This is a genomic window from Duganella callida (assembly GCF_004614165.1).
GTDB classification, from domain to species: domain Bacteria; phylum Pseudomonadota; class Gammaproteobacteria; order Burkholderiales; family Burkholderiaceae_D; genus Rugamonas; species Rugamonas callida.
Genome location: NZ_SPVG01000221.1, coordinates 14686 through 30767 on the forward strand (window position 1 = coordinate 14686; position 16082 = coordinate 30767).

At 64.8% G+C, this 16082-nt stretch carries 14 protein-coding genes and 1 pseudogene; 5 read left to right on the forward strand and 10 right to left on the reverse strand.

Annotated features, from left to right (window positions below; translation table 11 throughout):
* The first annotated feature begins 186 nt into the window (after positions 1-186).
* Complete coding sequence (locus E4L98_RS22265) at positions 187-822, forward strand: HAD hydrolase-like protein (protein ID WP_135203733.1); 636 nt, start codon at positions 187-189, stop codon at positions 820-822.
* Here the strand turns inward: E4L98_RS22265 and E4L98_RS22270 are convergent.
* Complete coding sequence (locus tag E4L98_RS22270) at positions 791-2224, reverse strand: aldehyde dehydrogenase family protein (RefSeq protein ID WP_135203734.1); 1434 nt, start codon at positions 2222-2224, stop codon at positions 791-793. The genes E4L98_RS22265 and E4L98_RS22270 overlap by 32 nt on opposite strands.
* Positions 2225-2435: 211 nt before the next feature.
* Here E4L98_RS22270 and E4L98_RS22275 point away from each other — a divergent pair, with 211 nt between their 5' ends.
* Entirely contained in the window at positions 2436-4220 is a 1785-nt protein-coding gene (locus E4L98_RS22275; protein WP_135203735.1) for a DUF885 domain-containing protein, read from the forward strand.
* Here E4L98_RS22275 and E4L98_RS22280 read toward each other — a convergent pair whose 3' ends face one another.
* The 3 genes from E4L98_RS22280 to uvrA are packed head-to-tail and all read right to left on the reverse strand — an operon-like array spanning position 4221 to position 8864.
* The gene (locus E4L98_RS22280) at positions 4221-5102 is read right to left on the reverse strand and encodes a hypothetical protein (RefSeq protein ID WP_135203736.1); all 882 of its coding nucleotides are present in this window, start codon (positions 5100-5102) and stop codon (positions 4221-4223) included.
* Positions 5099-6016: an AraC family transcriptional regulator gene (locus E4L98_RS22285; RefSeq protein ID WP_205746808.1), complete on the reverse strand. Its 918-nt coding sequence runs from the start codon at positions 6014-6016 to the stop codon at positions 5099-5101. The genes E4L98_RS22280 and E4L98_RS22285 overlap by 4 nt, the downstream gene beginning before the upstream one ends.
* Before the next feature lies 1 nt (position 6017).
* The gene (gene uvrA, locus E4L98_RS22290) at positions 6018-8864 is read right to left on the reverse strand and encodes an excinuclease ABC subunit UvrA (RefSeq protein WP_135203737.1); all 2847 of its coding nucleotides are present in this window, start codon (positions 8862-8864) and stop codon (positions 6018-6020) included.
* Positions 8865-9131: 267 nt separating this feature from the next.
* Here uvrA and ssb point away from each other — a divergent pair, with 267 nt between their 5' ends.
* Positions 9132-9659, forward strand: a complete 528-nt coding sequence (ssb, locus tag E4L98_RS22295; protein ID WP_135203738.1) for a single-stranded DNA-binding protein — start codon at positions 9132-9134, stop codon at positions 9657-9659.
* An 88-nt stretch (positions 9660-9747) separates the two neighbouring features.
* On the opposite strand, the gene E4L98_RS22300 is transcribed toward ssb, so the two are convergent.
* The 5 genes and pseudogenes from E4L98_RS22300 to E4L98_RS22320 all read right to left on the reverse strand — a co-directional run bounded on the left by E4L98_RS22300 (position 9748) and on the right by E4L98_RS22320 (position 11422).
* Positions 9748-9921 carry a CcdB family protein gene (locus tag E4L98_RS22300; protein WP_135203739.1) on the reverse strand — a complete coding sequence of 58 codons (174 nt, stop codon included), beginning with the start codon at positions 9919-9921 and terminating at the stop codon, positions 9748-9750.
* Between the two features lie 16 nt (positions 9922-9937).
* A pseudogene (locus E4L98_RS31325) lies at positions 9938-10066 on the reverse strand (CcdB family protein); the annotation flags it as partial.
* Positions 10066-10317 carry a type II toxin-antitoxin system CcdA family antitoxin gene (locus E4L98_RS22310; protein ID WP_135203741.1) on the reverse strand — a complete coding sequence of 84 codons (252 nt, stop codon included), beginning with the start codon at positions 10315-10317 and terminating at the stop codon, positions 10066-10068. The pseudogene E4L98_RS31325 and the gene E4L98_RS22310, both read right to left, overlap by 1 nt.
* Before the next feature lie 131 nt (positions 10318-10448).
* Entirely contained in the window at positions 10449-10748 is a 300-nt protein-coding gene (locus E4L98_RS22315) for a putative quinol monooxygenase (protein WP_135203742.1), read from the reverse strand.
* On the reverse strand, positions 10745-11422 hold the full coding sequence (locus tag E4L98_RS22320) for a type 1 glutamine amidotransferase domain-containing protein (protein ID WP_135203743.1): 678 nt from the start codon (positions 11420-11422) through the stop codon (positions 10745-10747). The genes E4L98_RS22315 and E4L98_RS22320 overlap by 4 nt, the downstream gene beginning before the upstream one ends.
* A 120-nt stretch (positions 11423-11542) precedes the next feature.
* On the opposite strand from E4L98_RS22320, the gene E4L98_RS22325 reads away from it, so the two are divergent.
* Positions 11543-12439, forward strand: a complete 897-nt coding sequence (locus E4L98_RS22325; protein ID WP_135203744.1) for a LysR family transcriptional regulator — start codon at positions 11543-11545, stop codon at positions 12437-12439.
* A 191-nt stretch (positions 12440-12630) separates the two neighbouring features.
* Complete coding sequence (locus E4L98_RS22330) at positions 12631-14760, forward strand: S53 family peptidase (protein WP_229257514.1); 2130 nt, start codon at positions 12631-12633, stop codon at positions 14758-14760.
* Between the two features lie 10 nt (positions 14761-14770).
* Here E4L98_RS22330 and E4L98_RS22335 read toward each other — a convergent pair whose 3' ends face one another.
* Positions 14771-15919 carry an MFS transporter gene (locus tag E4L98_RS22335; RefSeq protein WP_135203745.1) on the reverse strand — a complete coding sequence of 383 codons (1149 nt, stop codon included), beginning with the start codon at positions 15917-15919 and terminating at the stop codon, positions 14771-14773.
* Positions 15920-16082 lie beyond the last annotated feature (163 nt).

The following is a 16082-nucleotide window of genomic DNA, read 5'->3' on the forward strand; positions in this document are numbered from 1 at the left end:
CAGGTACGTCTGCGGTTTTCTTTCATCAATTTTCGCACGGGTGTGCGAAACAGGGGCACATCATGGCTGCGCTGCTTTTATTGTTGATTCCGGTTGGATGGTATGTGGTCTCGCGCAGCAGCTTGTGGTGTATGCTGCGCTCGCTCCCTCGCAGCAACGAGGACTTCGCCATTTTTTGAGGACGGTTTGAACCGCAAGCTCTTCATCTTCGATTTCGACGGCACCCTGGCGGCCACGCTGCCGGTGTTCCTGCGCATATTCGACGAGGCGGCCGGCAAATATGGCTTCCGGCGCTTGGACCGCAGCCTGCCGCTGCGTCATCTCGATGCGCGCCGGCTGATGGCTCTGCATGGCATCCCGCCGTGGAAGGTGCCGATGATCGCCGCCTTCATGCGTTCGCGCATGGCACAATGTCTGCACGAGGTGCGGCTGTTCGATGGCATGGAAGCGGTCCTGCGCGAACTGCGCGCGCGCGGCGTGCTGCTGGCCATTGTCAGCTCCAACTCGCTGAGCAATGTGCGGACCACGCTGGGGCCGCAGATCACAGCCCTGTTCAGCCAGGTCGAGTGCGGGGCTTCGCTGTTCGGCAAGCCGTCGAAGCTGCGCAAGGTGCTGGCCGTCACCGGCATCGCCGCTGACGATGCCATCCTGATCGGCGATGAACTCCGCGACGCACGCGCCGCCGCCGAAGCCGGCATCGCTTTCGGCGCCGTGGCGTGGGGCTACAACCAGCTCGATGTCCTGCTGGCGGAGCAACCGGCCAGGGTGTTCCGCCAGGTCGGCGATCTGCTTAACGATACTGCGCCGTTTCGCCCAGGATAGCCTTGGCTTCCAGGTAGGAATCCAGGCCATACTCGCCGAACTCGCGGCCGATGCCTGATTGCTTGAAGCCGCCGAACGGCGCCAGCAAATCGTCATGGATGCCGTTGATGTGCACGCGGCCGGCGATCAACTGGTCGGCCATGCGGTTGGCGCGCTCGAGGTCGGTCGAGCTGACGTAGGCATGCAGGCCGTACTGGGTGCCGTTGGCGATGGCGATGGCCTCTTCCTCGGTCCGGTAAGTCATGATGGACAGCACCGGGCCGAAGATTTCTTCCTTGGCGATGGTCATCTCCGGCGTCACGCCGGCAAACACGGTCGGCTTGACGAAGTAACCGGCTTCCAACCCTGCTGGTTTGCCCAGGCCGCCCGTCACCAGCTCGGCGCCTTCTTCGATGCCGATGCGGATGTAGTTCTGCACGCGCTCGAACTGCTTGTGCGTGACCAGCGGACCCAGCGCCACCTTGCTATCGTGCGGATCGCCGACGACCACCGCTTCCGCCGCCAGTTTGGCCAGCATCTTGACTTCTTCCAGGCGGTGCGCCGGCACCAGCAGGCGCGAGCCGGCGATGCAGGCCTGCCCGTTGTTCATGTAGCAGGCGGCCACCGCCATGGGAATCGCCTTGGCGAAGTCGGCGTCGTCGAGAATGACGTTGGCGCTTTTGCCGCCCAGTTCCAGCGACACGCGCTTCATGGTGTCGACGCCCAGGCCCGCAATACCCTTGCCGACCGCGGTGGAGCCGGTGAAGGAAATCTTGGTGATATCGGGATGGACGCTGATCTCGGCGCCCACCACGTCGCCGCGGCCGTTGACGACGTTGACCACGCCCGGCGGCAGTTCGGCCGCGTGGAACGCTTCGATCAGGATCTGGTTCTGGCGCGCGCTCAGCTCACTGGGCTTGACCACCACCGTGCAGCCGGCCGCGATGGCGGTGGCCACCTTGTTGGCGACGAACCAGGCGCTGGAATTCCAGGGCGTGATGATGCCGACCACGCCCACCGCCTCCAGCTTGACCTTGGACTTGCTGACGGTGCGCACGAAGTCGTGCTCTGCCATCACCTTTTTCACGTCCAAAAACATCTGCGCGGTGTAGCGCGCGCGGTTGACGCTGGTGTTGACCGGGCCGCCGTATTCCTCGACCTGGGCCAGCGCGGCCTCGTCGGCGCGCGCCAGCACGGCCTTGTGCAGGCGTTCGAGGATGGCGCCGCGTTCGGCCTTGCTGCTGCGCGAGAAGGCCGGGAAGGCCGCCTTGGCAGCGGCAATCGCGCGGCGCGTATCCTCGACGTCGCCGAGGCGCACCTGGCCATCAACCTGGCCGGTGGTTGGGTTGACCAGCTCGAACATCTCGGTGCCGTGCGGGGTGACGAATTGGCCGTTGATATAAACCGTATCGATGGTATGCATGATGGACTCCTGGGTTGGACTTCGATGAGAACCATTCTAGGAATTCCGGCCGCGCCGCATCAGTGGGGTTTCTGCCGCATGTTTGCCTGATTCTGCCTGTCGCAGGATTATGCAATCCATGCCGGTGTTTTGGCATTCCGTCACAATTGCCGGACGCTGGCGCGCGGCGGCCGTTACAGTGCACGCTCAACACATTTTTTGATAGGCCAACATGACAACGACCACCCGTATCGGCGCCGCCAGCGCCTTGTTGTTTTCCCTGATCCTGGGCGTGGCCCATGCCGACACCGCCGCTCCCGACCTGGAAGCGCGCCGCGCGGCCCTCAACAGCCTGCTGAAGGAACAGTGGGAATACACCCTGCGCACCAGCCCCGAATGGGCCTCGCTGCTGAACGACAAGCGCTACAACGACCGCTGGTCCGACTTCTCGCAGGCCGGCATTGAGGCCGACCTGAAGGCCAATGCCGACTTCCTCAAGCGCTTCGAGGCGATCGACACCAGCGGCTTCCCGCTGCAGGAGCAGCTGAACCGCGAACTGATGCTGCGCCAGCTGCACCAGACCGTGGACGGCGCCCGCTTCAAGGATTGGGAGATGCCGCTGGCGCAGAACTCCGGCGTGCACCTGGACCTGCCGCAGATCGTCTCGGCGATGTCGTTCGAGAGTGTCAAGGATTACGAGGATTACATCAAGCGTCTGCACGCGTTGCCCAAGCTGTTCGCCGAGACCCAGGTGCAGATGGAGAAGGGCGTCAAGGATCATTTGATGCCGCCGAAATTCCTGATCCCGCAGATCGTCAAACAGTGCGAGGACGTGGCGGCGATGAAGCCGGCCGATTCGCCGTATGCCGAACCGCTGAAGAAATTCCCCAAAGAGTTTTCCGCCGCCGACAAGGCGCGCCTGAGCAAGGAACTGCTGGCGGCGGTACAGAAGGACGTGGCGCCGGCCTACAAGAAGCTGGCCGTCTACACCAAGACCAAGTACCTGCCGTACGGACGCAAGGATGTGGGCATGTGGTCGCTGCCGGAAGGCGCGGCGCGCTACGCCTTCAAGGCCAAGAATTCCACCACCACCGACATGTCGCCGGAAGAGATCCATCAACTGGGCCTGTCGGAAGTGAAGCGTATCGAAGGACAGATGCTGGCCACCGCGCAGAAGCTGGGCTACAGCGACCTGAAAGCGTTCAACAAGGCGGTGGCGGCCAATCCGGCCCTGCATCCGAAATCGCGCCAGCAGATCATCGACCTGTATCAGAAGTACACCGATCAGATGTACGCGCAGCTGCCCAACCAGTTCGGCGTGCTGCCGCAGAATAAGGTCGAAATCAAGCCGGTGGAAGAGTTCCGCGAGAAGGGCGCGCCCGGCGCTTCCTACCTGCCCGGCTCCCCGGACGGCAAGCGCCCCGGCCGCGTGATGGTCAACACCGGCGACTTCGAGCACCGTTCCACCATGAGCATCGAAACCACGGCGCTGCACGAAGGCGTGCCGGGACATCACATGCAGCTGACCATCGCGCAGGAGATCAAGGGACTGCCGGACTTCCGCCAGCAGGGCAACTACACCGCCTATGCGGAGGGCTGGGCGCTGTACTCGGAGCGGCTGGGCGAGGAACTGGGCTTTTATCAGGACCCGTACAGCTACTACGGCCACCTGCAGGACGAGATGCTGCGCGCGATCCGTCTGGTGGTGGACACCGGCCTGCATTACAAGCAGTGGAGCCGCCAGCAGGTGGTCGATTTCTTCCATGACCACTCGGGCATCGAGGAAGTGGAAGTGCAGAGCGAGACCGACCGCTATATCGTCTGGCCCGGCCAGGCGCTGGGCTACAAGATCGGCCAGTTGAAGATCCTCGAACTGCGCGACTACGCGCGCAAGGAGCTGGGAGACCGCTTCGACATCCGCGCCTTCCACGACCAGGTGCTGGGCGCCGGCGCGCTGCCGATGGATGTGCTGGAATCCCACATCAAGGAGTGGGTGGCCAGCCAGAAGAAGGCGTAATTACGGATCGGGTTGCGGAGCGCGGCGCAGGTCGATCTTCGTGACCCACCAGGCACGGTGCTTGAAGGTGAAGTCCAGCGGACCGACGGCGACGACCTTGCCGTCGCTGGCCTGCACCTGCCCCGGCTTGGGCAGAAAGCCGGCGCTGTTGGCGGCGGCGGCATCGCCCAGCGCATCGAGCGCCGGCATCAGGCGCGGATCGTCGCGCTTCAGCGCCGCGCAGGCATCGTAGGCATCGCATACCTGTACCGGAAAATCGATGAAGCGCACCGCGCGATCCAGCATGTCTTCGTGGCCCAGATAGTTGTAGACCCAGCCCGCCGCATCGGCCAGTTCGCGCGCGCGGGCCAGGATCTTGTTATTCTCGCGCTGTAGCTCCTGGCGCATCGAGCCGCCGTCGAACAGCATGTCGTCCACGCGCCAGCCGCTGTCCTCGCGCACCAGCGCGTAACGCACCTTGCGCGCGTAAGCGTCGCCGAGATCCGGATGCACATTGAAACTGGCTTCGATCAGATTGTCGCCGACGCGGGCGGCCTTGAAGCCGGCGCGTTCGAAGTCCAGACTGGGCGCCACTTCCTGCGCCTGCATGAAGACATCGCCATCGGCGCCATAGCCGCAGACATCGTCGCCGCGCGACAGGCTGTCGCACAGCTGGCTGTTGGCGTCGACCAGGGCTTCCAGTTCCTTCGAAAAAAACGAGCCGCCCGGCAGCTGGCTGGCGCTGCGCGCCTCCGGGCGGGAAAGGTGGTCGCGGTAGAAATCGGTGATGAAGTCGAGCTGGCGCTGGCGTTCCGACCAGGCCCGCGTGGCCATCACCATCACCAGGCCAAAGATGAACAGCCCCACGCACAGGGGCAGCAGGTGCTTCTTGTCGATCTTCATGGCGGCACGTCTCCGCTGGCGGGTCTGAGCTTTTTCATGTCCTGCATCGGCGGTGCACCGAACAGGCGCCGGTATTCGCGGCTGAACTGGGAGGCGCTCTCGTAGCCGACCCGGTAGGCGGCGGTGGTGGCGTCCATGTCGCCGTTCAGGAGCAGTGTACGCGCTTGCTGCAGGCGCAGCTGTTTTTGATACTGCATCGGCCCCATGGTGGTCACCGCCTTGAAACGGTGATGCAGACTGGAGACACTCATGTTGGTGGCCTGCGCCAGGTCTTCCACCTTGACCGGCTGGTCGTAATGGTCCTTGAGCCAGGCAATGGCCTTGCTGATGCCGCGGTCCTGCTGGTCCAGCACGATGTTCTGGTACAACTGGCGGCCGTCGGCGCCGGTCAGCAGACGGTAGATGATTTCGCGCTTCAGGCCCACGGCCAGGAAGGCCGCTTCCGCCGAAGGCGCCTGCAGCAGGCGCACCAGCTTGTACAAGGTCTCCTGCAGTTCGGCATCGGTGCGTCCGATGTAGGCGCCGCGCACCGGTTGCTGTGTATCGATGGCGATCTGCGCTTCCAGCACGATGGCGGCAATTTCCTGCGGATCGAGCGCGAGGTTCAGCAGCAGATAGGGATGGTCGGGTGTGGCGTTGACGATCTGCCCGGCCGCGGCCAGATCGAGCGATACGGCCAGGTATTCACCCGGGCCGTAATCGAGCACTGTGTCGGCCAGGTGCAGCCGTTTGTGGCCCTGGAGGATGATGCAGCAGGAAGGTTTGAGCACCCCGCGCGTGAGCGCCGTCGGGTGCGAGGAACGGATCAACGACAGAAACGGGATCGTCGTCTCCACGCGCGCATCGTGCGGCAGATACTGCTGCACGATGTCGATCATGTGATCGATGCGCGTGAGGCCGGCGTCCCGTTTCATGTTACTTCAACAGCGGCACCAGGTATTTGCCGGTGACGCTGGCCGGGTTCTTGGCCACGTCTTCCGGCGCACCGGTGGCGATGATCTGGCCGCCACCGGCGCCGCCCTCCGGACCCAGGTCGACGATCCAGTCGGCGGTCTTGATCACGTCGAGATTGTGCTCGATGATGACCAGCGTATTGCCCTGGTCGCGCAGGCGGTGGATCACCTTCAGCAGCAGGTCGATGTCGTGGAAGTGCAGACCGGTGGTCGGCTCGTCCAGGATGTACAGCGTGCGGCCGGTGTCGCGCTTGGACAGTTCCAGCGACAGCTTGACGCGCTGCGCCTCCCCGCCCGACAGCGTGGTGGCGCTCTGACCCAGCTTGATGTAGCCCAGACCCACGTCCAGCAGCGTGTGCAGCTTGCGCGCGATGACCGGCACCGGCTTGAAGAACTCGTGCGCATCTTCGACCGTCATGTCGAGGATCTCGGTGATGTTCTTGCCCTTGTAGTGGACTTCCAGCGTCTCGCGGTTATAGCGCTTGCCGTGGCAGACGTCGCACGGCACGTAGACGTCCGGCAGGAAGTGCATCTCGACCTTCAGCACGCCGTCGCCCTGGCAGGCTTCGCAGCGGCCGCCCTTGACGTTGAACGAGAAACGGCCGGCGCTGTAGCCGCGTTCCTTCGCGGTCGGCACGGTGGCGAACAGGTCGCGGATCGGCGTGAACAGGCCGGTGTAGGTGGCCGGATTCGAACGCGGCGTGCGGCCGATCGGCGCCTGGTCGACCGAGATCACCTTGTCGAAGTGTTCCAGGCCGCTGATGCTGTCGTGCGGCGCCGGCTCGGTCTGCGAGCCGTACAGGTGGCGCGACAGGGCCGGGAACAGCGTGTCGTTGATCAGCGTCGATTTCCCTGAGCCGGAGACGCCCGTCACGCAGGTCATCAGGCCCACCGGCAGCTTGAGGCTGACCTTCTTCAGGTTGTTGCCGGTGGCGCCGCTGATCACCAGCTGCTTGTCCGGATCGGCCTGGTGGCGCTTCTTCGGCACCTCGATCTTGCGCGCGCCGCTCAGGTACTGCGCGGTCAGCGATTTCTTGTTCTTCAGGATGTCCTTGAGCGAACCGGCGGCGATCACGTCGCCGCCATGCACGCCGGCGCCCGGTCCCATGTCGACGATGTAGTCGGCGGTGCGGATCGCGTCCTCATCGTGCTCCACCACCAGCACGCTGTTGCCGATGTCGCGCAGGTGCTTCAGCGTGTCGATCAGGCGGTCGTTGTCGCGCTGGTGCAGGCCGATCGACGGCTCGTCCAGCACGTACATCACGCCGGTCAGACCGGAGCCGATCTGCGAGGCCAGACGGATACGCTGCGCCTCACCGCCCGACAGCGTGTCGGCGCTGCGGTCCAGCGACAGGTAATCCAGGCCGACGTTATTCAGGAACTGCAGGCGCGAGATGATTTCCTTGATCACGCGGTCGGCGATTTCCTTTTTCGCGCCGCGCAGCTTCAGTTGCTCGAAGAAGGACAGCGATTCGCGCAGCGGCTTTTCGGCGATCTCGTAGATCGCCTTTTCCTGCTTGCCGCTGCCGACCTTCACGTAGCGCGCTTCCACGCGCAGGCGCGCGCCGTCGCACGACGGGCACTTCTTCTCGTTGATGAACTTGGCCAGTTCCTCTTTCACCGCCATCGAATCGGTTTCGCGGTAGCGGCGCGCCAGGTTGTTGACCACGCCCTCGAAGGTGTGTTCCTTGACCACGGTGCGGCCGCGCTCATTGACGTAGGTGAACGGGATGTTGGTCTTGCCGGAACCGTTCAGCACCACGTCCTGCGCAGTCTTCGGCAGCTTTTCGAACGGCACGTCGAGGTCGAAGTCGTAATAGGCGGCCAGGTTGGACAGCAGCTGGTAGTAGAACTGGTTGCGGCGGTCCCACCCCTTGACCGCGCCGGAAGCCAGCGACAGGTTCGGGAAGGCGACGATGCGTTTCGGATCGAAGAACTCGATGTGACCGAGGCCGTCGCACTCGGGGCAGGCGCCCATCGGGTTATTGAAGGAGAACAGGCGCGGCTCCAGTTCCTGCAGCGAGTAGCCGCAGATATTGCAGGCGAACTTGTTGGAGTAGACGTGTTCCGTGCCGCTGTCCATCTCCAGCGCCACGGCGCGGCCGTCGGCCAGGCGCAGCGCGGTCTCGAAGCTCTCGGCCAGGCGCTGCTTGATGTCGGCGTTGACCTTGACGCGGTCGATCACCACGTCGATGGTGTGCTTCTCGGTTTTCTTCAGCTTGGGCAGATCGTCGACTTCATAGATCTTGGCCTCGTGCGTGCCGCTCTGGATGCGGAAGCGGATGAAGCCCTGCGCCTGCATCTGCTCGAACAGGTCGGAGTGCTCGCCCTTGCGGTTGGCGACGACCGGCGCCAGGATCATCAGCTTGGTGTCCTGCGGCAGGGCCAGCACCGCGTCCACCATCTGCGACACGGTCTGCGCGGCCAGCGCCTGGTCGGGGTGGTTGATGCAGTACGGCGTGCCGACGCGCGCATACAACAGACGCAGGTAGTCATGGATCTCGGTCACGGTGCCGACGGTCGAACGCGGGTTGTGCGAGGTGGCCTTCTGCTCGATCGAAATGGCCGGCGACAGACCTTCGATCATGTCGACGTCGGGCTTCTCCATCAGCTGCAGGAACTGGCGCGCGTAGGCCGACAGCGATTCCACATAGCGGCGCTGGCCTTCCGCATACAAGGTGTCAAACGCCAGCGAAGACTTGCCGGACCCGGACAAGCCGGTGATCACGATCAGCTTGTTGCGTGGCAGGTCGAGATTGATGTTTTTCAGGTTATGCGTGCGTGCGCCGCGGATGCGGATCTGTTCCATGGGATTTTTGGCCTTTAGAGTCAACCCGTTACTATAGCTGGGTTTGGATATATGCGCCGACCTTGCGCCAGATCGTGGTGTGGCGGCGCTGCACTGTATATAATACCAGTATTTTCTTGCACTGGCTCAACTGGCGGACGAAGCGAACATGTGGGGACGGACCGCAAAAATGCTAGGCCGGATGTGGGCTTGGTCTATAATTCTTCGTTTGCATTTGAAGCCCGCCGCGCCCGCGGCGGAGGTCGTAACTCAGGGAGTCTTATTAACATGGCATCAGTCAACAAAGTCATCATCGTCGGCAATCTGGGTCGCGATCCGGAAATTCGCTACATGCCCAGCGGTGACGCGATCGCCAACATCGCGGTGGCGACGTCGTACCGCACCAAGGACCGCAACACCGGCGAGCAGAAAGAGCTGACCGAGTGGCACCGCATCTCCTTCTTCGGCCGTCTGGCGGAAGTGGTGGGCCAGTACCTGAAGAAAGGTTCTTCGGTCTACGTCGAAGGTCGTTTGCAGACGCGTAAATACACCGACAAGGACGGCGTCGAGAAATACGCCACCGACATCATCGCGGAAAACATGCAGATGCTGGGCGGCCGTCAAGGCATGGGCGGCGACGCCGGCATGGATGACGGCGGCGGTTACAGCGGCGGCGGTGGTGGCGGCTACGACGCCCCGCCACAGCGCCAGGCTCCGGCCCCGCGTCCGCAAATGGCGGCCCCGGCCCCAGCGCCACGTCCAGCCCCGCGCCCGGCACCGAACTTCTCGGATATGGATGACGATATTCCGTTCTGACACGCACTAATCTTTAATTTGTAAACTAAGCCCTGTAGGTCGTTGATCTACAGGGCTTTTTTGTAATTTGACGTGCAGGGGGAGCGGGCTAGTATGCGCCAAAAACCCTGTCCAGGGCGCCCTGAATTTCCAACTGATATGCGCGGGCCGATGCGACATTGACTTTAAGTTCGCTTAACGGAATGGCGCCAAGTTGTGGGGTGTCCATGACATGATCTTCGCCATTGACCACGATAATAGGAAACAGGTCTGGTGGAAACATCCATCGACGAAAAAGCCGATAAGGGGCGGAGCGGAACAACGATTCGCGTCGCCAACCCGCTGATTACATTGCTTTGCACATCAACGAGATAAGGGATATTGCTGCGGTTCCGTCCCGGGTTAGCGAAAATATCGAAGCGGCCCATCAGAAAGACCGCCACTCTTCAAGCGCCACGCCCTCCTTCTCTACTCGCTGATTGTAGGCCGCCAGAAAATCGGCATGTTCCTCATTCCATTGCTGTTCCTTGCGCGATTGGATCTCTTCACGCAAGCGTTGTTCGCAGACTTGGGAGATGTTAATGCCCAGGCTTTTCGCAGCTTGGTACACATCCATCGACAACGTGATGTTGGTTGCCTTTTTTGCAGACAGCTTTAATGGAGCGCTGGAAGATTTCATGATGAATGCGCATCAGAAATGTGAGGACGAATGCGCATTATAGCCCCATAAGAAAACCAGCCCGCGCTTGCTCTCTCAACCTGGCAACCTCAAATGGTGCCGCCGGCACGTGCTGTGCCGGCGGACTTTTTTTACGCCTGCGCCTGCAGCAGCTCGACCTTGCGGTCGGCCAGCAGCGGCAGGGCGCGCTGCACCACCAGCGCCTGGTAGTGCGCCGACTGGCGGTGCGCTTCGATCGCCGCCTGGTCGCGGTAGCGCTCGATCAGCAGCAGGCAGTACGGCGCATCGACGGCGAGGTAGACCTCGTAGCCCAGGCAGCCCGGCTCGGCCAGTGAGGCCGGACGCAGTTCGGCCAGGATGGCCCGCACTTCGTCATGCTGGCCGTCGGCCGGTTGCCAGCGCGCGACCACCGTGATTTCGCCGGCGCTCATGCCTGGCCTTTCAGCGCCTTGACGATTTCCTTGGCCAGCGGACCGCCCGAGGCCGGGTTCTGGCCGGTCATCAGACGGCCATCGACCACGACCTTCTCCTGCCACACATCGGCGGAAGCGTACTGCGCGCCTTCGGCTTTCAGCGCGTCTTCCAGGTTGAACGGCACGTCGGCCTGGGCGTAGCCGGCTTCTTCGGCGTTGGAGAACGAGGTCAGCTTGCGGCCGTAGACCAGCGAGGTGCCGTCTTCCAGCTTGACGCCGAGGAAGGCGGCCGGACCATGGCAGACGGCGGCGACAATCTTGCCGGCTTCCCAGGCGCGCGCCACCACGCGCTTCACTTCCGGATCGACGGCGATGTCGACCATCGGGCCCAGACCGCCGGGGAAGAAGATGGCGTCGTAATCGTTGACGTCCACTTCCGCCAGTTTGCGGCTGCGGTTCAGGCGGCGGATTGCGGCGCTGTTGCGGAACGCCAGCTGGGCCGGATCTGCGGCGTCGTAGCCGTCTTCCGGAATGGCGCCGCCCAGCGGCGAGGCGTATTCCACCGCCACGCCGGCATGGTCGAACACTTCGTACGGGTGGGCGACTTCAGGGAAGAAGTAGCCGGTGGCGCGCTTGTTCGGGCCGATCTCGGCTGCGTTTGTCAAAATAAACAGTACATGTTTGACGCTCATAATAACCTCCGTTTAGTTAGGGATCCGCTACGCATCGCGGTTGATGTAACTATAGGAAGCCTGGCACCGCTCCGGTAGATACTGCTAAGATGACGCAATGTCAAATCGAATGAGCCAATCATGAGCGATTCGTCGCCGATACTGGATGAGCTGCGCGCCATGGCCGTGTTCGCCACCGTGGTGCGCTGCGGCAGCTTTGCCGCCGGCGCCCGCGCGCTCGGCCTGACCCGCGCCGTGGTCAGCCATCACATCCGCGCGCTGGAAGCGCGGCTGGGCGTGCCGCTGGCCCAGCGCAGCACGCGCAGCTTCAGCCTGACGCCGGCCGGCGAGGCGTTCCGCGTCCATTGCGAGCGGCTGCTGGACGAGGCGCACGACGGCATCCGCGGCATGGAGCTGCTGCGCGCCGAGCCGCGCGGCGAGGTGCGCATCACCTGCTCGCACCACTTCGGCAGCAAGCGCATCATGCCGGGGCTGCTGGAGTTTCGGCGCCGTTATCCGGCCATCCGCGTGCACGTGGCGATGAACGATGCCAACGTCGATCTGGTGCAGCACGGTATCGAACTGGCGGTGCGCGCCGGGCCGCTGGCCGATTCGGCGCTGGTGGCGCGGCGGCTGGTGCGCGAGCCCACCATGCTGTGCGCCTCGCCGGCCTACCTGCGGCGCTACCGCGCGCCGGCCTCGGCGGCGGAACTCGAGCAGCATCGCTGGGTGCTGTATCCGCCCAGCCAGCGCGCCGCCACTGTGCGGGTGGACGGCAAGGAGCTGCAGATACCGGTACGGGGCGACGTGGCCACCGACAGCGCCGCCGCCCGCCTCGCCTTTGTGCTGGCCGGCGAGGGCATCGCGCGCCTGCCGGCCTACGATGCGGCGGCGCTGATCGCCGCAGGCGAGCTGGTCCACGTACTGCCCGAGGTGCAGACCGCCGCGCTGGAAATCTTCCTGGTGCATTCGCAGCGCATCGGCCCCAGCGCCCGTTTGCTGCGCGACTTTCTGTTAGCGGCGGCGGCCGATGGTTAGCTACAGAATCGCGTAAAAAGAAGGAAAGATGACCGGAATAGCCATAAGTTGAAACGCTTCCAGTGTTGTAGTCACGCGTCTTTACGCAGATTTACGAGTCTTTTGTGGCGCTTAAGCCCGGGTTCAATATATTTCCGTGTGGGAATTTGATAGTATTTCCTGGCCCCTTCCTGTAATTGTTGTGAGATGCCATGCGATACCTTCCTGCTTCCATTCGTCTAGCCCTGCCCATGACCTGCATCGCCGCGCTGTTGAGCGCTTGCGGCGGTAGCGAGCAGATTTCCGATACCAGCCGCGTGGTGCAGGGCGCGGCCCCGCTGGCCACCGCGGCCACCGTGCTGCAGATGGATGCCGGCGGCTTGCCCGAGCAGGATGCGCAGCAGTTCGCCCAGCCGGCCTTCCACATGGCGCCGGTGTTGCTGGAGACGCCGGCCGACACCACCCCGGCCGATAGCTCGGCCGCCGTGCACACCCAGGCCGTGCCGTCCGAATTCCGCGGCCTGAACTCGCGCCGGCTGACGGTGCAGGGCCTGCGCCAGGTGCAGGCCAACCGCAGCCTGACGGTGACGGCGTCGGACAGCGGTACGGCCGCGCCGATGGCCGGCACCACCTCGGTCGCCACCTACACCCCGGCGCAGATCCGCGCCGCCTACGGCCTGCCGGCGCTGCCGGCCAGCTTCAGCAATCTGACCGCCACCCAGGCCGCCCAGCTGGGCGCCGGCCAGACCATTTATATCGTCGATGCGCAGCACGACCCCAACGTGGCCGCCGAGCTGGCCGCGTTCAACGCCAAGTTCGGCCTGCCCACCTGCAGCACCAAGGCGATCGCCACCAACGCCGTGCTGCCGCTGGCCGCCGCTTCCGCCAGCGCCTGCGAACTGTCGGTGGTGTACAGCAGCGCGAGCGGCGGCATGACCGCCACCGCGCCGGCCTACGATTCCGGCTGGGCGACGGAAATCGCGCTGGACGTGCAGTGGGCGCATGCCACCGCGCCGCTGGCGCGCATCGTGCTGATCGAAGCCAACAGCGCCAGTTACAACAACCTGCTGGGCGGCATCAAGCTGGCCAACGCCATGGGGCCGGGCGTGGTGTCGATGAGCTTCGGCGGCGCTGAAAGCAGCGGTACCAGCTCGGCCGAGAGTGCCTTCGCGGTGGCCAACATGACGTATCTGGCCGCCACCGGCGACTCCGGTGCAGGCGTGTCGTGGCCGTCGTCATCGGCCAAGGTGCTGGCGGTGGGCGGCACCACCCTGACCTACGCCGGCGGCACGCGTTCGGAAGTGGCCTGGTCCAGCACCGGCGGCGGCGTCAGCCAGTATGTGGCGACGCCGAGTTACCAGACCAATGCCGTGCCCGGCATGGGCACGGCCGTGCGCCGCACCGTGGCCGACGTCTCCTTCAACGCCGACCCCAACAGTGGCCAGTACGTGGCGATCATCGCCTCCGGCAGCACCACCACGCGTTGGGCCAGCGTCGGCGGCACCAGCCTGGCGACGCCGCAATGGGCCGGCCTGATCGCCGTCGCCAACGCGCTGCGCGCGCAGAGCAGCAAGGCCGCGCTGGCGGCGCCGCACAGTACGCTGTACACGCAGATCGCCAGCGTGCCCGGCACCTACGCCAGCGTGTTTGCCGACGTCACCAGGGGCAGCAACGGCACCTGCGCCGACTGCAGTGCCAAGACCGGCTATGACGCCGCCACCGGTCTCGGCACGCCGAACGTCAGTGCGCTGTTGTCGACGCTGTCCGGCGCGAATGTGCAGACGGCACCGGTGGTGACCTCCGCCACCATCAACGCCAAGGTCGGCACCGCGCTGTCGTTCACCGTCTCGGTGAGCGCGTCCAACGCGGTCGGCTACACCCTGGCCGGCGCGCCGTCGGGCATGAGCATCAGCAGCGCCGGCGTGGTCAGCTGGGCGGCGCCGGTGGCCGGCACCTACCGGGTCACCGTCACCGCCAAGGACAGCAAGACCGGCCTGGGCGGACAGGGCGTGTACACCGTGGTGGTGGCCGCCGCCACCGGCACCACGACCACACCGGTCAGCACCAGCGGCAGCGGTCCGGTGATCACCGCCAGCGCGCTGAGCGGCACCACCAGCAGCGCGTTGAGCGGCGCGATCCGTATCACCGACGCCACCAGCAACACGATCTCGGTCAGCATTTCCGGTGCGCCGCTGGGCATGATGTTCCAGGCCAGCGGCACCCAGCTACTGGTCAGCTGGGCCGCGCCGAAAGCGGGCGCCTACACGCTGAAGCTGGTTGCCACCGACGGCAACGGCGCCACCAGCACCGCCAACGTCCCGGTGACCATCGCCGCGCGCTGACCCCGAATCTTCAGGCTGGTTGGCGCAGGCAGGCGGCGGCCAGTAGCAGCAGGAGCAGGGAGCCGAGCAGGTTGGCGTGGTAGCCATGCCAGCGATACAGCAGTCCCGCCACGGCCGAGCCGAAGGCGATGCCGGCAAAGACGAAGGAGGCAGTCACCGCCAGCGCCACGCCGCGCAGCTCGGCCGACAGTTCGACAATGCGCCGCTGCTGCGACGGCCAGACGATGTCGGTGGCGAACGCCCACAGCAGCAGCGCGCCGAACAGCACGGCCAGTGTCGCCGGCAACAGCATCAGCAGCACCAGGTCCAGCGCCAGCAGCCCCATGCCGGCCAGCAGCATGGCGTCGGCGCTGTAGCGGCGCGCGGCGCGCACCACGAACAGGTTGCCCACCACACCCGCCACACCGAGCACCGCCATCGCCGTCGACACGGTCTGCGCGCTGCCGTGAAATACGTCGCGGATGATGGGCGCGATGAAGGCATAGGTCGCATACACGCCGCCGGCAATGAAGAACACCACCAGATACGCCGGCAGCAGCACCGGGTCGAACAGCACCCGGCCCAGCGTCGCCAGTGTGATGGCCTGGCCGCCCGGTTGCGCCGGCACGGCGGCGCGGATCAACAGCGCGGTCATCAGGCCGGCCGCCGCCACGCCCAGGAACAGTACGCGCGCGCCCCAGACCTGCGCCACCCATGCCGCCAGCGGCATGCCCACCAGCCCGGCCAGGCTCAGCCCCAGCAACACCATGGCGATGGCGCTGCCCTGCTGCTTCTGCTCGACCAGACCGGCCGCCAGCGCACCCAGCACGGGACCGATCAGCGCCGCGCCCAGCCCCATGGCGACGCGCGCCGACAACAGCACACGGTAGTCCGGCGCCAGCGCGAACACCAGCGCCGCCGCGCTGAATACGGACAGGCCGATCAGCACCTGGCGCCGCCGCGGCAGGTGGCCGAACGCCACTTGCAGCAGCGGCGCCGCCAGCGCGAAGGTGATGCCGAACACGGTGATCAGCAGCGCGCTCTGCGCATCGCTGAGCCGCCATGCGGCGCCGATGGCGGCCAGGCCGCCGACCACCGACAGCGCGCCGGTGGCCTGCACGAAGTAGGCCAGGCTCAGCGAGCGCAGCGCCAGCACCGCGGGTTGGGCGATGGCGCGCATGGCTTAGTGACCGACCGGGATCGGGTTGTCTTTCAGCGACTGGTTGAAGGCGTTCACGAAGCCGTGCTCGCCCGAACCGGGGTTGTCGCGCAGCGCCTGGATGGCGTCGACATAGACTTCATCCTTGCCGCTGGCCAGGCCCGTCATGGTGGCGGCGACGAAG

Excerpts from the sequence above, each read along its gene's own strand:
- E4L98_RS22270 (WP_135203734.1), bottom strand. The coding sequence starts at position 2,224 with ATGCATACCATCGATACGGTTTATATCAACGGCCAATTCGTCACCCCG.
- E4L98_RS22275 (WP_135203735.1), top strand. The coding sequence starts at position 2,436 with ATGACAACGACCACCCGTATCGGCGCCGCCAGCGCCTTGTTGTTTTCC.
- E4L98_RS22280 (WP_135203736.1), bottom strand. The coding sequence starts at position 5,102 with ATGAAGATCGACAAGAAGCACCTGCTGCCCCTGTGCGTGGGGCTGTTC.
- E4L98_RS22285 (WP_205746808.1), bottom strand. The coding sequence starts at position 6,016 with ATGAAACGGGACGCCGGCCTCACGCGCATCGATCACATGATCGACATC.
- uvrA (WP_135203737.1), bottom strand. The coding sequence starts at position 8,864 with ATGGAACAGATCCGCATCCGCGGCGCACGCACGCATAACCTGAAAAAC.
- ssb (WP_135203738.1), top strand. The coding sequence starts at position 9,132 with ATGGCATCAGTCAACAAAGTCATCATCGTCGGCAATCTGGGTCGCGAT.
- E4L98_RS22300 (WP_135203739.1), bottom strand. The coding sequence starts at position 9,921 with ATGTTTCCACCAGACCTGTTTCCTATTATCGTGGTCAATGGCGAAGAT.
- E4L98_RS22310 (WP_135203741.1), bottom strand. The coding sequence starts at position 10,317 with ATGAAATCTTCCAGCGCTCCATTAAAGCTGTCTGCAAAAAAGGCAACC.
- E4L98_RS22315 (WP_135203742.1), bottom strand. The coding sequence starts at position 10,748 with ATGAGCGCCGGCGAAATCACGGTGGTCGCGCGCTGGCAACCGGCCGAC.
- E4L98_RS22320 (WP_135203743.1), bottom strand. The coding sequence starts at position 11,422 with ATGAGCGTCAAACATGTACTGTTTATTTTGACAAACGCAGCCGAGATC.
- E4L98_RS22325 (WP_135203744.1), top strand. The coding sequence starts at position 11,543 with ATGAGCGATTCGTCGCCGATACTGGATGAGCTGCGCGCCATGGCCGTG.
- E4L98_RS22330 (WP_229257514.1), top strand. The coding sequence starts at position 12,631 with ATGCGATACCTTCCTGCTTCCATTCGTCTAGCCCTGCCCATGACCTGC.
- E4L98_RS22335 (WP_135203745.1), bottom strand. The coding sequence starts at position 15,919 with ATGCGCGCCATCGCCCAACCCGCGGTGCTGGCGCTGCGCTCGCTGAGC.